The sequence below is a fragment of the Streptomyces sp. NPDC104814 genome (assembly GCF_055583185.1).
The window spans coordinates 357,579-371,200 of the sequence record NZ_JBVJOL010000006.1; the positions used below are offsets into that span (position 1 = coordinate 357,579).

The following is a 13,622-nucleotide window of genomic DNA, read 5'->3' on the forward strand; positions in this document are numbered from 1 at the left end:
ATGACCACGACGGGGGAAGAGCACGCGGCGGCCGGGACCGGGCCGTGGTGGTGGGCGCGGTGGCGTTCCGCGGTGCTGGACTGGGGGCTCGCGGTGGTGTCCGCCGTCGAGTGTGCGGCGGAGGGGATTCCGTTCGCGCGGGACGCCGGGGTTCCGGTGTCCGTGGGGGTCGTGTTCGGGTTTCTCGCGGGGGCCGTGCTGCTGGTGCGCCGGCGGTGGCCGATCGCCGTGGTGCTGGTGTCGATCGCCGTCACGCCCGCCCAGATGGGGTTCCTGATGGGTGTGGTCGGGCTGTACACGCTCGCCGCGTCCGAGCTGCCGCGGCGGATCATCGCGTCGCTGGCCGGGATGTCGCTGGTGGCGATGCTGATCGTGACGTTCGTGCGGTTGCGGCAGGCCGCGGACAGCGGTGACGTGGGGGACTGGTTCGTTCCGTTCGCGTCCATCGCCATGGCGCTCGGGATGACGGCTCCGCCGGTGCTGCTGGGCCTGTACGTGGGGGCGCGGCGCAGGCTGATGGAGAGCTTGCGGGAGCGGGCGGATTCGCTGGAGCGGGAGCTTCAGTTGCTGGCGGAGCGTGCGGAGGAGCGCGCGGAGTGGGCGCGGGGTGAGGAGCGGACGCGGATCGCGCGGGAGATGCATGACGTCGTCGCGCATCGGGTGAGTCTGATGGTGGTGCATGCGGCGGCGTTGCAGGCGGTGGCGCGCAAGGATCCCGAGAAGGCGGTGCGGAACGCGGCGCTGGTGGGGGACATGGGGCGGCAGGCGCTGACGGAGTTGCGGGAGATGCTGGGCGTGTTGCGCAGCTCTGACGGGGGTGCCGGTGTGACCCGGCCGTCTGTGCCGCTCGCGGCGGTCGGGGTGGCGGCCGCGGCGGCCGCTTCGCGGGCCGCTGACAACGATGTGGTGGCCGAGGGGCCGTGTCTGGCGGAGATCGAGGAGCTGGTCGGGCAGTCGGCGGCCGCCGGGATGGTGGTGGATCTGTCCGTGGAGGGGGAGGCCCGGTCGTGTGCGTCGGAGGTGGAGGCGACGGCGTACCGGGTGGTGCAGGAGGCGCTGACGAATGTCCATAAGCATGCGGCGGGTGCGAAGACGTATGTGCGGCTGGCGTACCGGGGGGCGGAGATCGCGATGCAGGTGGAGAACGAGCCGCCGGCGGAGGTGGGGTCGGCGTCGTCGGCGCGGTTGCCGTCGGGCGGCAATGGCCTGGTGGGGATGAAGGAGCGGGTGGTGGCGCTCGGCGGGGTGTTCGTGTCGGGGCCGACGGATGCGGGGGGTTTCCGGGTGTCGGCGGTGATTCCGGCGCCGTAGCCCTGGTGGGGGCGGGTTGGGGGTGTGTCAGCCGGTGGTGAGGCGTGTGGGCTGGGTGCCGGTGACGAGGGCGGTGAGGGCCTGGTCGATGTCGGGGCCGAGGTACCAGTCGCCGGTGTGGTCGAGGGCGTAGACGCGGCCGGTGGTGTCGATGGCGATGAGGGCCTGGGTGTCGGTTTCGGTGCCGAGGGGGCTGATGTCGGTGTCGAGGGCGCGGCCGAGGTCGCCGAGGGTGCGGGCGAGGTGGAGGCCGTGCAGGGGGTCGAGGTGGAGGGCGGCGGGGGCGATCTGGCGGCCGGTGCCGCCGGGGGTGAGGGTGAGGCCGCCGAATTCGGCCCAGGCTTCGACGGCGGCGGGGAAGACGGTGTGGCGGTGGCCGGCGGGTGAGGTGTGCTCCCGCAGGGTGTCGGCCCAGATTTCGGCTTGTTTGATGTCCCAGCGTCCGGGTTGCCAGCCGGCGGCGCGCAGGGCGGCGTCGACGGGGGCGGGGAAGCGGGAGGGGGGTGCCCCCTGCTCGAACGGGGTGGGGGGCTTGGGGGAGGAGGTGCGGTCGGTGTGCATCTGCCCTGGTTCGTCGGTGGGGTGGTGTGCGGGTGTGGTCAGTCGTCTGCGGGGTCGACGATGCGGACGCCGAAGTGGGCGCTGAGGGCGGTGCACGCGCGGCAGGGGGTGGCGAAGGTGCCGTGGAGGGGGTCGCCGTCCTCGCGGATGCGCCGGGTGGTGAGTTTGGCGTGTTTGAGGGCTTTGCGGCCTTCGCCGTTGGTCATGGGTTTGCGGGCGGCGCGTTTGCTGCGGGCGGCGTCGGCGGTGGTGAGGTGCCGGGAGATGAGGATGGTCTCGGCGCAGCGTCCGGTGAAGCGGTCGCGCTGGGAGCTGGGGAGGGTGTCGAGGAAGTCCTGGACGAGGGGGTGCAGGGCGGGGGGCTGGTCGCCGCGGGCGGCGGTGCCGGTGAGGGTGGCGCCGCGGACGGAGAGGGCGGCGGCGACGGTGGGGAGTATGCCGTCGCGGCGGTGGCGCAGGGCGGGCGGCCGGCCGGTGTCGGTGCTGCTCCAGCCGATGCGGGGGTCGCCTGTGGGGGTGGCGGCGGTGTGGGGTCCCGTCTGCGTGGCGTTCATGATCGTCTTACCCTCCCGTGCATCCCCCGAAGGACTCAGAGTGCCAAATGGTGTGGTGGGTGCGGAAGCTGGGGCGGGGTGACACGCCAGGGCCGGGGTGGGCTGTGACGGTGCGGTGACAGGGGTGTGACGGCTGGTCACGGGAAGCGGAGGGGTGGCTGCCGGTGCGGGGCCGGTGCCGGTGACCGGGGTCGTCGTACCGCATAGGCTGTCGGCACCGTGATGGGCGCGGTTCGGCGTGCCCAGGACCGTTGAGACAGTCGGATACGGGCCGTAGTGGGCCAAGGGTGGTCATACGGGTCGTACAGAGTGCCGCAGGGGGCAACCGCCATGACGACAGGTCGGCTCGGGCAACAAGCCGCGCCGCCGAACGCGGCATACGCCGGGCAGGTCGTGCACTTCCCGGATCCGGTTCGGGCCGCGCGTCATCCCGCGGGGGTGCGGGTGGACGAGCGGGGGTACCCCGACTTCTCGCCCTATGCGCGTGCGGCCGCGGAGGTCGCGGAGCCGCCGGAGGGTTTCGGTGTCGACGAGTTGCGGCTGACGGACTATGTGTCGGCGAACGCGGCGCTGGCGGCGAGCGGGCACGCGTTGTGGGACACGGTGCCGAGTGTGGCGACGCCGCACGGCTGGACGTGGCATCACGTGGTGGGTTCGCGTCGCCTGGAGCTGATCCCGGTGGAGGTGAAGGCGCTGCTGCGGCACCACGGGGGGATCGCGACGGCCCTCGTCGACCAGGACAAGCGGGGTACGCGGCCGTTGCAGGAGACGCGGCCGGCGCACTTCGGGCTGCCGAAGTCGGGTGTGGCGGTGACGGAGCAGCAGGTGCTGGGGGTCGAGGAGGACCTGGGGTACCGGTTGCCGGGCGCGTATCGCTCGTTCCTGAAGGCGGCGGGCGGGTGTGCGCCGGTGGGGACGGCGCTGGACGCGGAGTTGGGGCTGCTGGTGGACCAGCCGTTCTTCACGGTGCGGGACGAGGCGGCGGTCAACGACCTGGTGTACGTGAACAAGTGTCTGCGGGACCATCTGACGAAGGACTTCCTGGGTGTCGGTTTCGTCCAGGGCGGTCTGCTGGCCGTGAAGGTGAAGGGCGAGCGGGTCGGTTCGGTGTGGTTCTGCGCGTTCGACGACGCGCGGGACGTCGATCCGTCGTGGCCGCCGGCGGAGCGGGTGGAGCGGTTGCTGATGCCGTGCGGGGACGACTTCGATGTCTTCCTGTCGCGACTGGCGGGTTCTCCGCCGGAGTTGGAGACCGTGGCGAATCTGATGGTGGACGGCGGGTTCGCGCGTGCCGTTCCGGTTTCTTCCGCGGGAGAGTGAGTTCGCGATGGTGACGTTCGCGCAGGCGCAGGAGCGCGCGGAGGAGTGGCTCAACGGGGATGTGCCCGCGTATCAGCATCGTGAGGTGCGGGTGCGGGAGTTCGACCTCGGGTTCGTGCTGTGGGGTGAGGACCGGGCGGACGGGCCGCGTTCGGACGGGGGCGGTCAGCGGCTGGTGATCGCCCGGGACAGCGGGGAGGCCACGCTGTGGCCGGCGCTGCCGGTGGGCGAGGTGATCCGCCGGTACGAGGAGGAGTACGGGCGTGCGGGGACGGCGGCCGAACCGGCGCCGGCGCCTGCGGCCCGGGTGGATCTGAACCAGACGTCGTTCCTGCTGACGCCGCCGGAGTGGTTGCAGGAGGCGGCGGACAAGCTGGGTATTCCGGACCATCGCAGGAGTGGTGCGCAGGGGGCGGACGGCTCCGGCGGCTCCGAGGGGGGCGGCGTGTCCGGCACGCCGGGTGGCGCGGGCGCGTTGGCCGAGACGCAGGCCGGGGTGCCGGGTGCGCGGGCGGCGGCCGACGCTCCGGGTACGACGGCCGCGCCGGGCTCCACGGAGCCGCGGCCGTCGGACGTGGCGCGGGCCGCCGGGACCCCGGACGCGGCGCGGTCCGCCGGGCCCACGGATGCGGCGCCGGCCGCCGGGGCTCCGGATGCGGCGGCGGTCGCCGGGGCTCCGGGTGCGGCGGCGGTCGCCGGGACGGCGGGTGTGCCGGCCGGGGCCACGCCGTGGGCCGGTACGGACACCAACGCGGATGCCGGTGAGGACCGTTCGGTGCCGTTGCCGGAGACGGTGTTCGCTCCGCCGTTGAGCGAGATGGGCGAGGACCGGTCGCCGGTGGCGCCGCCGGAGGCCAAGACCGCGCTGATGTCGGGCGGCAGCGGGCTCCCGCGGACGACGGTCGCCCCGGCCCTCACGGAGCCGGGCGGTCCCGCACCGGGCAGCACGCCGCCTCCGCCGGCCGGCGGTACGCCGCCTCCGCCGCCGGGTGCCGCGTCGTACGGCTATCCGCAGGGTCCGGGCGGGGCGGGCTCGACGCCCGCGCCGCCGGGGGCCGCGGCCTCGTACGGCTATCCGCAGGGAGGCGGTACGCCGCCTCCGCCGCCTACCGCCCCGTCGTACGGCTATCCGCAGGGCCCCGGGGCTCCGCACGCGCCGGCGGGTCCCGGTGGCCCGGGTGCTCCGGCCGCTCCGGGTGGCCCCGGTGCTCCGGGCGAGTCCGCTGTGCCGCCGCACGCCGGTTCCGCTTCCGGTGCCGGCGCCCCGGCGGGGGCGTCGACTCCCGGTGACATCGCGGACGCCGCGACCAGCAAGGCGGCGCCGCCTCCGAAGCGTGGGCGGAGTGCGACCCCGCCGCCTCCGCCCGGTGCCCCCGGGGCTCCGGGCGCGCGGGCGGGTGCCGGGCCGGTGCCGCCGTCCGCGCCCGCGGCGGGCGGTTACGTGCCGACGCAGCTGGTGTCCTCGCTCGGCCCGGACGGCCCGCAGCCGGCCGTGCCCGGCGCCCCGCAGCCCCCAGCCGCTCCGGGGACGCCCGGCGGCACCCCGCCGGGCGGTGTCCACCACGCCGCGACGATGTTCGCCGACCCCGGCCGTCCGGGTGCCCCGCAGCCTCCGGGTGCGCCGGGTGCGCCGGGTGCTCCCGGTGCTCCGGGCGGTACGCCCCCCGGCGGTGTCCATCACGCGGAGACGATGTTCGCCGACCCGGGCCGTCCGGGTGCCCCGCAGCCTCCGGGTGCGCCGGGTGCTCCGGGTGCCCCGACGCCGCCCGGTGCTCCCGGGGGGCACTCCTCGGCGGGTGGCGCGCGCGGTGCCGTGCATCACGCGGAGACCATGCTGGCCGCGCCGCCCGCGTCCGGGCCCGGCGCGCCGCCGCCTCCGCCGCCCGTCCCGGGTGCCCCCGGCATGGCGCCCGGGGTGCCGCAGCCGATGCCGCCCGGTGCGATGCCCCCGCCCGGTGGGCAGCCGGTGCAGCCGGTGCCCGGTTTCCCGCCGCCGGTCCCCGGTCAGCCGACCGTCGGCCCCGGCTACCAGGCCGTTCTGCGCTACCGGGCGCAGGACGGCTCCGAGCAGCAGCTGATCCGGCGTTCGGCGCCGGGCACCCCGCACCCGGAGTGGCAGATCTTCCACGAGCTGCGCGCCATGAACGTGCCGCCGGCGAACGTGCTGGAGCTGCACACGGAGCTGGAGTCGTGCGAGCTGCCGGGCGCGTACTGCGCGCGGATGATCCGGGAGCAGTGGCCGCAGGCGCGGATCACGTCGATCGCGCCGTACGGCACGGATCACGCGAGCCGTCAGCAGGGCATGCAGCAGTTGCTCGCCCATCAGGGTGAGTTGCACCAGGTCGCGGACGGCCCGGCGCGGCCGGCGCCGGTGCGGGCGCCGCTGCCGCCGGTGCAGCCGGTGCCGCCCGTCCCGCCGGAGGGGATCGCGCAGGAGCTGGCGGCGGCGTTCGGGCCGGGGATCTTCCGGTTCGAGCAGCAGGCGGTGTCCCGGCAGGGGGTGCCGCCGATCGTGGCGCACACGCTGGTGGTGGCGGGTCTGCCGGTGGACATGGGCCCGTTCTTCTGGGCGCAGGCCCAGCCGGGGCGGCCGGTGCCGACGCTGGCGGAGCTGGCGGCCGAGCGCGGGGTGCAGCCGGCGTCGGACGCGGGCTCGTACCTGGTGATGGGCACCGACTTCGGCCGGGCGCTGTGTGTGCAGTACGGCACGGCGAACATCGTGGCCGTGCCGGTGGAGGCGGGCCCGGGCGGGGCGCCGGTGCCGCCGCAGTTCGTGAACACCGGGCTGCCGGAGTTCCAGCGGTGCCTTGCGCTGCTCGGGCGGATGTGGCGGCTGCGGTACGGGCTGAACCAGGAGCAGGCGGGCCGCTGGACGGTTGACTTCCAGGCGCAGCTGGCGGCGCTGGACCCGGCGGCGCTGGCGTCGCCGGAGAGCTGGTGGTCGGTGCTGCTGGAGCAGATGTGGGACGGGCTGCTCTGACCCTTCGTCAGTAGTACCGCGGCGTCGGCCGGATGGGCCGGTTCTGATCGACAGATCGGGACCGGCCCTTTCTGTTCTTCTGCGGCCGTGACGTTTGTCCGGAGTGTCGCGTTATGAACATTTCTGTGCAGTACCTCAAGATGTGCGCCACATCATCATTTTTCGGGTCCGTTCGGCGGAGAGAGGTTCCGGGATGAGCAGCACATCGTCGTCGCCGTACGGCTTCGTGACCGTCAAGGGGCGGGGGTACCGCCCTGAACAGGTCGACGCGTTCGCCGCGGCGATCTCCGAGGACCGGGACGCCGCGTGGGAGCGGGCGGCCCGGCTCACGGTGCTCGCCAAGGAGATGGAGGGTGAGGCGCTGCGGCTGCGCGAGACGGTCGCCGCGCTCCAGCCGCAGACGTACGAAACCCTCGGGGAGCGCGCGCACCGGGTGTTCCAGCTCGCCACCGAGGAGGCGGCGGCCGTGCGGGAGGAGGCGCGGCGCGCGGCGCAGGAGGAGGTCGCGCGGGCCGAGGCGGACGCCGAGGACATGCTCAGGGCGGCGCGGGAGGAGGCGGACGCGGTACGCGAGGAGGCCGACGAGCAGGCCCGGCAGCGTCTTCTCGCGGCCCGTGCGCAGGCCGGGGAGATCCGTGTGCTGGCCCGCCGCACGCTCAAGTCCGCGCGCGGCGGGGAGCTGTCCGCGCTGCGCGAGCAACGGCAGCGTGCCGCCGTCATGCTCGCCGAGCAGGAGCAGGGTCACATCGAACGCTGGGAGCGGGCCGAGCGGGAGGCGGCCGAGCGGGCGGCGGCGCTGGACGCCCATCACGCGACCCTCACGGCCCGCGCCGAGGAGGCGCTGGAGGAGGCCCGCCAGGCGCTCGCCGACGCCGCGCCCGCCGGGCGCCGCTGCCAGGACGCGGCGCGGGTGCGGGCGGCGGAACTGCTGGCCGAGGCGCACCTGGAGGAGGAGCGCATCGCGCACGAGACCGAACAGGTCCTGCGCGAGCACGGGGAGCACTGGGACGCCGTGTGCGCGCACATGGACCGCATGCGCGAAAGCCTCAACGCCCTGACGGGCCGGCTCGTGGAGTAGGCCGCGGGGGCGGGTGCCCGAGGAAGGCCGGGCGGGGGCCGGGGCCGGTGGACGCCCGCCCACCTGTCCGATTGTCATGCACGGGGCGTGCGGGGCGGTATCGTTCCCCGGCCGCGCATGTCGCGGCACGTTCCGTCGACACCTCGCCCGGGGGGGGCCTGCCACACCATGTCCGTCGAACCTGAATTGCACCTGCGTCGTCCGCTGCCGGGCGCGGTGCGCCCGTCCTCGTGGGGTCCGCTGATCGTCGCCGTGGCGGGGCTGGCCGCCGTCGCCCTGTGCGACGTGTTCAGCCTGGTCGCCGCCGCCCGCCTGCGCGGCGTGATCAGTGGCGACGCCGGTTTCCTCTTCGCCGACCGGCAGGATCTGCTGGACGCCTACGACCTGTACAGGACTGCGGACCAGTGGCAGGTCCAGGCCTACCTGCCCTGCGCCGTGGCGTTCGTGGTCTGGTTCTACCGGATGCGCCGGGCCACGGCCCCGCTGGGCCCGGACCGGTTCCGCAACGGCCCGGGCTGGGCGATCGGGGCCTGGGCGGTGCCGGTGGGCAACCTGTGGCTGCCGTACCAGGTCGCCGTCGACATGTGGAACGCCGCGGCCCGGCTGCCGGCCGACGGGGAGCCGTACCGGGTGCGGATCTGGCCGGTGAGCCTGTGGTGGAGCCTGTTCGTGGCCGGCATCCTCATCGACCGGTTCTCCGCCGTCCGGTACCACGGGACCGAGAGCCTGGCGCAGCTGCGGGGCGGGATCGGGCAGTACATGATCGGCGACGCGCTGAACATCGCCGCCGCGGTCGCCGCCGTGTACTTCGCCGTCGAGCTGACGAAGATGCAGCGCCGCAAGGCGAGCGAGGGCCGGCCCACGGCCGCCTGAGGTCCCTCGGCCACCCCGGCCCGTAACCGCCAGAGTCCCTCGGGCGTCGCGGCTCCTCGCCGCCCGAAGGCCCCTCAGTCGCCCCGGCGTACCGCGCCCGCGAGGATCCAGCCCTCCACGGCCTCGTACTGGCGGCGCTGTTCCTGTGCGGTGCGGCGGCCGGACAGCAGGGTGCCGGCCCAGCCGAGGGCGAAGCCCAGGGGGATGGTCACCAGGCCGGTCGTGGTGAACGGGAACCAGTTGAAGTCCGCCTCGGGGAAGGCGGCGACGGGGGAGCCGGAGACCAGGTTGGTGCCGGGCATCAGCAGCAGCACCGACAGGGTGCCGCCGATGAGCGTGGCGAGCAGACCGGCGCGGGTGTAGCGGCGCCAGAAGAGGCTGTACACCAGGGCCGGGGCGAGCGCGGACGCGCCGATGCAGAAGGACAGGGTGACCAGCGGCTGCAGGCTGCGGTGCTGGACCTGGGCGGCGAGCAGGATCGCCGGGACGCCGACGCCGAGCGCGGACAGCCGGGCCAGCAGCATCTCGCGGCGCGGTGACATCTCCCGCACGCGCGCGGCGAAGACGTCGTGCGCGAGGGAGTTGGCGCAGGCGAGGATCATCCCGGCGACGGAGGCGAGCACCGTCAGGAAGATCGCCGTGGTGACGGTCGTGAACAGCAGGGTCTCGGCGTAGGAGGCGTCCGCGCCGAACACCGCGCGCGAGCCCAGCAGATAGGCGGTGTTGCCGCGCGGGTCGGCCCCGGCGATCGCGGCGCGGCCCAGCAGGGCCATGGCACCGACCCCGACGATCGTGACGACGAGCACGAACAGCACGACGCACGACACCGCCCAGGACATCGAGCGGCGCACCTGGCGGGCGCTGGAGGCGGTGTACATGCGCATGGTGACGTGGGGCAGGCACGCACCGCCGAGGACGACCGTCAGCTCCGAGGTGATCATGTCGAGCCGGGGGCTCGCCCCGCCCGCGAACTGCAGCCCGGAGTGCAGGTAGGCGGGACCGGCCCCGCTCTTGGCCGCCGCCGCGTCGAACAGCGCGCCCAGGTCCCAGTCGAAGCGGTTCAGGACCAGTAGGGCCACCACCGCGCCGGAGCCGAGCAGCATCACGATCTTCAGGATCTGGATCAGGGCGGTGCCCTTCATCCCGCCGATCGCCGCGTAGCTGATCATCAGCGCGCCCAGTCCGATGATGACGCCGGTCTTCAGCGCGTCGCCGGAGAAGCCGAGGATGAACGCCAGCAGCTGCCCGGTGCCGGCGAGCTGCACCAGCATCAGCGGCAGCAGCGCGGCGAGGGTGACCAGGCTCGCCGTGATCCGTACCGCGCGGCCCGGCATACGGCGGGCGAGCGCGTCGCCCATGGTGAACCGGCCGGCGTTGCGCAGGGGTTCGGCCAGCAGGAACATCAGCAGCATCAGGGACAGGGCGGTGGCCAGGGCGAGGACGATGCCGTCGTAGCCGCACAGCGCGATCACCCCGCCGGTGCCGAGGACGCTCGCGGCGGAGATGTAGTCACCGGCGATGGCGAGGCCGTTGCGCAGCGGGGAGAGCGAGCCGTAGCCGGTGTAGAACTCGTCGAGGTCGTCGCCGTCGGGGCCGGTCATCACGCACAGCAGGAGGGTGACGGTGGCGACGGCCGTGAAGGCGAGCAGGGACATCGTCTGCGCGTTGCCGCTGAAGTGGGTCATCGCGCCGCCTCCCGCTTGGCGTCGACGTCGGCCTGCCGGCGGATGCGGTCCACGAGCGGGTCGACCTGGCGCCGGGCGGTGTGCTCGTAGACGGCCACCGCCAGCCAGGTGACGGGGAGCTGCACCAGGGCGAGCAGCAGCCCGGCGGGCAGGCCGCCGGTGACGGTGCGGGTCATGAACGAGGGCGCGAACGCCGACAGCAGGAGGAAGAGGGTGAAGTAGCCGAGCGCGGTCAGGGTGGCGGTGCGCCGCTGCCAGCGGTAGGCGCTGCGCAGCACCCGCAGGTCGCTGTGGTGGCCGAGGGGGCGGTGCGCGGGCTGCCGGGGCGGCGGCGGGGCGGCCTGCCAGGGGTGAGGGGTGTACGACGGGGACGGGTCGTAGGACATCCCGGGGCTCCTTGCGTGGCTCGGGTCCGGGCGGCGGACCGCAGGGAGGGGGGTGGGGTGGAGCGGGGGACGCACGTTACTAGCGCGTAGTGCGGAACGCCGCTGTTTCGCCAAACTGGGCGGTCGGTATGCGCTTGCCGGTACGCACTGTCACGGACCTGTGACAGGGAGCAGGCCGATCCGCCGCCTCATGATCCGTACTGTGGACGTCACAGCCACCCCGTTCGCAGCGGCCTCACCCGACCGAGCAGGCGGCATTCGGCTCTCCTCCACCTCCCACCGGCGCCCTTCGCGCCCCAGCTCCACTGGAGTCGTCATGCGCACCGCCCTCCGTACCGCCGTCGCCACCGTCGCCCTCCTCGGCGCGGTCGCGCTGCCCGCTTCCGCCGCCGTCGCGGCCGGCTCCCACGCGGTCACCACCGCGTCGGCGCGGACCGCCGCCCCGGCACCGACCACCACCGGTGACGCCCGCTACGACGGCTACAAGCTGTACGTCGCGCCGGGCACCCTCGCCGTGCTGCGCAACGTCCCCTCCGACGGCGGCCCCGAGGTGTGGCTGCGCGCGGTGTCCACCACGTGGCAGCAGACCGACGGCTGGGCGGGCCGCGTCCTGGCCAAGCTCGACCGGGGCCGCACCGGCGTCACGCTGGGCGACCGCACCTACCGGCTGACCGGCGCCCGCACCGACCGGCCGATGCTGGAGATCGCGACCAGGGGCGGTGTCGACAAGCACCGGCTGCCCGAGAAGGGCGAGGTCGGCACCCTGGTCCGCACGGTGAAGGCCGTCGACGGCTCGTACCTCAAGGTCTACCGCATCGCCGCCCGCGACCACCGCGCCGAGAACGTCCACCGCCAAGACTCCCTCGGCACGCTGCACGCCCGGGGCGCCACCGCCGGCGGCCGGCACAACGGCGGCTACTTCGCGCTCACCCCGGCCGGGCAGGCGTACAGCTGGACCGGCAACGTCGACGCCCAGAAGAAGACCGGCACGTACAAGCTGCCGAACGGCGTCCTCGCCAAGCTCTCCAGGAAGGGCGGCGTGTGGGCCGTGCAGCTGGTGCGCGCCGGCCACCCCGGGCCGGTGCGCTCCGTCCCGGCCGACGGCTCCGCCGTGGCCGCGCAGGACGGCGACACGATCGTCGTCCTGAACAGCGACGGCACGTTCAGCAACCACGTCGTCGGCGCCACCCGGCAGGCCCCGGGGGTCTACCTCGGCGCCTGACGGTGAGGTGAACGGCATACGGGAAGCGGCGACCCCGGTGGTCGCCGCTTTCCGTTTCCCCGGCGGCTTCCCCGGCGGCGCCGTCAGTCCGTCAGCACCGGGAAGCGGCGCGGCGCGACGAACAGCAGCACAAGGAACGCCAGGGCCGCCGCGCACGCCGCGCCGAGGTACACGGCGTGGACGGCGTCGGCGACGGCGTGCCGTACGGCCGCCGGTGCCCTGCCCGCCTCCCACGCGCGCGTGACGGAGTCCAGGTCGCCCGCGCCGCCGAGGCGGGCGGCGAGCACACCGTTGGCGACCGCGCCGAAGAGACTGGCGCCGACGGTCTGGCCGGTCTGCCGGCAGAACAGCACCGACGCGGTGGTCGTGCCGCGCTCCGCCCAGCCCACGGTGGACTGCACGCCGACGATGAGCGGCAGCTGGAACAGGCCGAGGGCGGCGCCGAGGGCCAGCATCAGCAGGGTCGGCTGCCAGGCGGCGCCGGGGTACGGCAGAAGCGGGAACGCCAGCAGGATCAGCGTGGCGGCGCCGATGCCGAGCATGGCGGTGTTGCGGAAGCCGATGCGCCGGTACACGTGCTGGCTGAGGGCCGCCGACACCGGCCAGGTCAGGGTCCACACGGAGAGCACGAACCCGGCGGCGACCGGACCGAGCCCGAGGACCGACTGGGCGTAGGTGGGCAGGAAGACGGACGGCGCGACCATCAGCAGGCCCAGCGCCCCGAGCGCGAGGTTGACCGCGGCGATGGTGCGGCGCCGCCACACCCAGCCCGGGATGATCGGCTCGGCTGCGCGGCGCTCGACGAGGACGACGACCGCGGCGAGCGCGAGCCCGGCCGCGAACAGGGCGACGGACGGCGGGGACAGCCACGGCCACGCCACACCGCCCTGCACCAGCGCGGTCAGCAGCACCCCGCCGCACGCGAAGACGGCGAGGGCGCCCGCCCAGTCGACACGCGCGCGTGGCCTCCTCCCGCGCTGTTCGCGCTCAGGCTCGTGCAGATGACGCACGATCAGCCACAACGCGACCACTCCGACGGGCAGGTTGACCAGGAAGATCCACCGCCAGTCGGCGTAGGCGGCGAGCACACCGCCGAGGCCCGGACCGGCGATCGCGGACACCGCCCACACCGTGGAGAGCTTCGACTGGATCTTCGGGCGTTCCTTCAGCGGGTACAGATCGGCGGCGAGCGTCTGCACGGTGCCCTGCAGCGCACCGCCGCCCAGGCCCTGCACGATACGGAAGGCGATCAGGGCGCCCATGTCCCAGGCGGACGCGCACAGCAGGGAGCCGAGCAGGAACACCACGGCGCCGGCGACCAGGACGGGCTTGCGGCCGAAGGTGTCGGACAGCTTGCCGTACACGGGCAGGGTGACCGTCACGGCGAGCAGGTAGCCGGAGAACAGCCAGGAGAAGACGGAGAAACCGCCGAGGTCGCCGACGATCTGCGGTACGGCGGTGGCGACGACCGTGGAGTCCAGGGCGGCCAGCGCCATCGCCAGCATCAGCGCCGCGACCACCGCGGCCCGTTGCCGGGTGCCCGGCGGCCGGACGACGCCGTCGCGTATCGCAGGTCTCGCAGTGTCCACCGGGTGCCCCTTCGCCGTGCCACGTTTCCGTGCCCCTTGCAGCTATCTGCCGGGGACAGCTTC

Annotated in this window: 11 protein-coding genes; 6 read left to right on the forward strand and 5 right to left on the reverse strand. The window is 74.3% G+C overall.

Annotated elements, in window-relative coordinates:
• Positions 1 to 1,311, forward strand: coding sequence for a sensor histidine kinase (locus ACZ64A_RS22290; RefSeq protein ID WP_469812443.1), 1,311 nt, complete (start codon positions 1 to 3; stop codon positions 1,309 to 1,311).
• A 27-nt stretch (positions 1,312 to 1,338) separates the two neighbouring features.
• Here ACZ64A_RS22290 and ACZ64A_RS22295 read toward each other — a convergent pair whose 3' ends face one another.
• Complete coding sequence (locus ACZ64A_RS22295; RefSeq protein ID WP_469812445.1) at positions 1,339 to 1,872, reverse strand: SUKH-3 domain-containing protein; 534 nt, start codon at positions 1,870 to 1,872, stop codon at positions 1,339 to 1,341.
• A 38-nt stretch (positions 1,873 to 1,910) separates the two neighbouring features.
• The gene (locus ACZ64A_RS22300) at positions 1,911 to 2,426 is read right to left on the reverse strand and encodes a YwqJ-related putative deaminase (protein WP_469812447.1); all 516 of its coding nucleotides are present in this window, start codon (positions 2,424 to 2,426) and stop codon (positions 1,911 to 1,913) included.
• A gap of 330 nt (positions 2,427 to 2,756) precedes the next feature.
• Here ACZ64A_RS22300 and ACZ64A_RS22305 point away from each other — a divergent pair, with 330 nt between their 5' ends.
• The 4 genes from ACZ64A_RS22305 to ACZ64A_RS22320 all read left to right on the forward strand — a co-directional run bounded on the left by ACZ64A_RS22305 (position 2,757) and on the right by ACZ64A_RS22320 (position 8,677).
• Positions 2,757 to 3,746, forward strand: coding sequence for an SMI1/KNR4 family protein (locus ACZ64A_RS22305; RefSeq protein ID WP_469812449.1), 990 nt, complete (start codon positions 2,757 to 2,759; stop codon positions 3,744 to 3,746).
• A gap of 7 nt (positions 3,747 to 3,753) precedes the next feature.
• Positions 3,754 to 6,726, forward strand: coding sequence for an SUKH-4 family immunity protein (locus ACZ64A_RS22310; RefSeq protein WP_469812451.1), 2,973 nt, complete (start codon positions 3,754 to 3,756; stop codon positions 6,724 to 6,726).
• Positions 6,727 to 6,919: 193 nt separating this feature from the next.
• Positions 6,920 to 7,804: a cellulose-binding protein gene (locus tag ACZ64A_RS22315; protein ID WP_469812452.1), complete on the forward strand. Its 885-nt coding sequence runs from the start codon at positions 6,920 to 6,922 to the stop codon at positions 7,802 to 7,804.
• Positions 7,805 to 7,972: 168 nt separating this feature from the next.
• Complete coding sequence (locus ACZ64A_RS22320) at positions 7,973 to 8,677, forward strand: DUF4328 domain-containing protein (protein ID WP_469812454.1); 705 nt, start codon at positions 7,973 to 7,975, stop codon at positions 8,675 to 8,677.
• A 74-nt stretch (positions 8,678 to 8,751) separates the two neighbouring features.
• On the opposite strand, the gene ACZ64A_RS22325 is transcribed toward ACZ64A_RS22320, so the two are convergent.
• Positions 8,752 to 10,362: a sodium/solute symporter gene (locus ACZ64A_RS22325; protein WP_469812456.1), complete on the reverse strand. Its 1,611-nt coding sequence runs from the start codon at positions 10,360 to 10,362 to the stop codon at positions 8,752 to 8,754.
• Positions 10,359 to 10,748, reverse strand: a complete 390-nt coding sequence (locus ACZ64A_RS22330; protein ID WP_469812458.1) for a DUF485 domain-containing protein — start codon at positions 10,746 to 10,748, stop codon at positions 10,359 to 10,361. The genes ACZ64A_RS22325 and ACZ64A_RS22330 overlap by 4 nt, the downstream gene beginning before the upstream one ends.
• Positions 10,749 to 11,064: 316 nt before the next feature.
• Here ACZ64A_RS22330 and ACZ64A_RS22335 point away from each other — a divergent pair, with 316 nt between their 5' ends.
• Positions 11,065 to 11,970, forward strand: coding sequence for a hypothetical protein (locus tag ACZ64A_RS22335; protein WP_469812459.1), 906 nt, complete (start codon positions 11,065 to 11,067; stop codon positions 11,968 to 11,970).
• A gap of 83 nt (positions 11,971 to 12,053) precedes the next feature.
• Here ACZ64A_RS22335 and ACZ64A_RS22340 read toward each other — a convergent pair whose 3' ends face one another.
• Positions 12,054 to 13,559 carry an MFS transporter gene (locus ACZ64A_RS22340; protein ID WP_469812460.1) on the reverse strand — a complete coding sequence of 502 codons (1,506 nt, stop codon included), beginning with the start codon at positions 13,557 to 13,559 and terminating at the stop codon, positions 12,054 to 12,056.
• Positions 13,560 to 13,622: the final 63 nt, after the last annotated feature.

Coding starts and splice junctions, on each gene's coding strand:
- ACZ64A_RS22290 (WP_469812443.1), top strand. CDS start 1: ATGACCACGACGGGGGAAGAGCACGCGGCGGCCGGGACCGGGCCGTGG.
- ACZ64A_RS22295 (WP_469812445.1), bottom strand. CDS start 1,872: ATGCACACCGACCGCACCTCCTCCCCCAAGCCCCCCACCCCGTTCGAG.
- ACZ64A_RS22300 (WP_469812447.1), bottom strand. CDS start 2,426: ATGAACGCCACGCAGACGGGACCCCACACCGCCGCCACCCCCACAGGC.
- ACZ64A_RS22305 (WP_469812449.1), top strand. CDS start 2,757: ATGACGACAGGTCGGCTCGGGCAACAAGCCGCGCCGCCGAACGCGGCA.
- ACZ64A_RS22310 (WP_469812451.1), top strand. CDS start 3,754: ATGGTGACGTTCGCGCAGGCGCAGGAGCGCGCGGAGGAGTGGCTCAAC.
- ACZ64A_RS22315 (WP_469812452.1), top strand. CDS start 6,920: ATGAGCAGCACATCGTCGTCGCCGTACGGCTTCGTGACCGTCAAGGGG.
- ACZ64A_RS22320 (WP_469812454.1), top strand. CDS start 7,973: ATGTCCGTCGAACCTGAATTGCACCTGCGTCGTCCGCTGCCGGGCGCG.
- ACZ64A_RS22325 (WP_469812456.1), bottom strand. CDS start 10,362: ATGACCCACTTCAGCGGCAACGCGCAGACGATGTCCCTGCTCGCCTTC.
- ACZ64A_RS22330 (WP_469812458.1), bottom strand. CDS start 10,748: ATGTCCTACGACCCGTCCCCGTCGTACACCCCTCACCCCTGGCAGGCC.
- ACZ64A_RS22335 (WP_469812459.1), top strand. CDS start 11,065: ATGCGCACCGCCCTCCGTACCGCCGTCGCCACCGTCGCCCTCCTCGGC.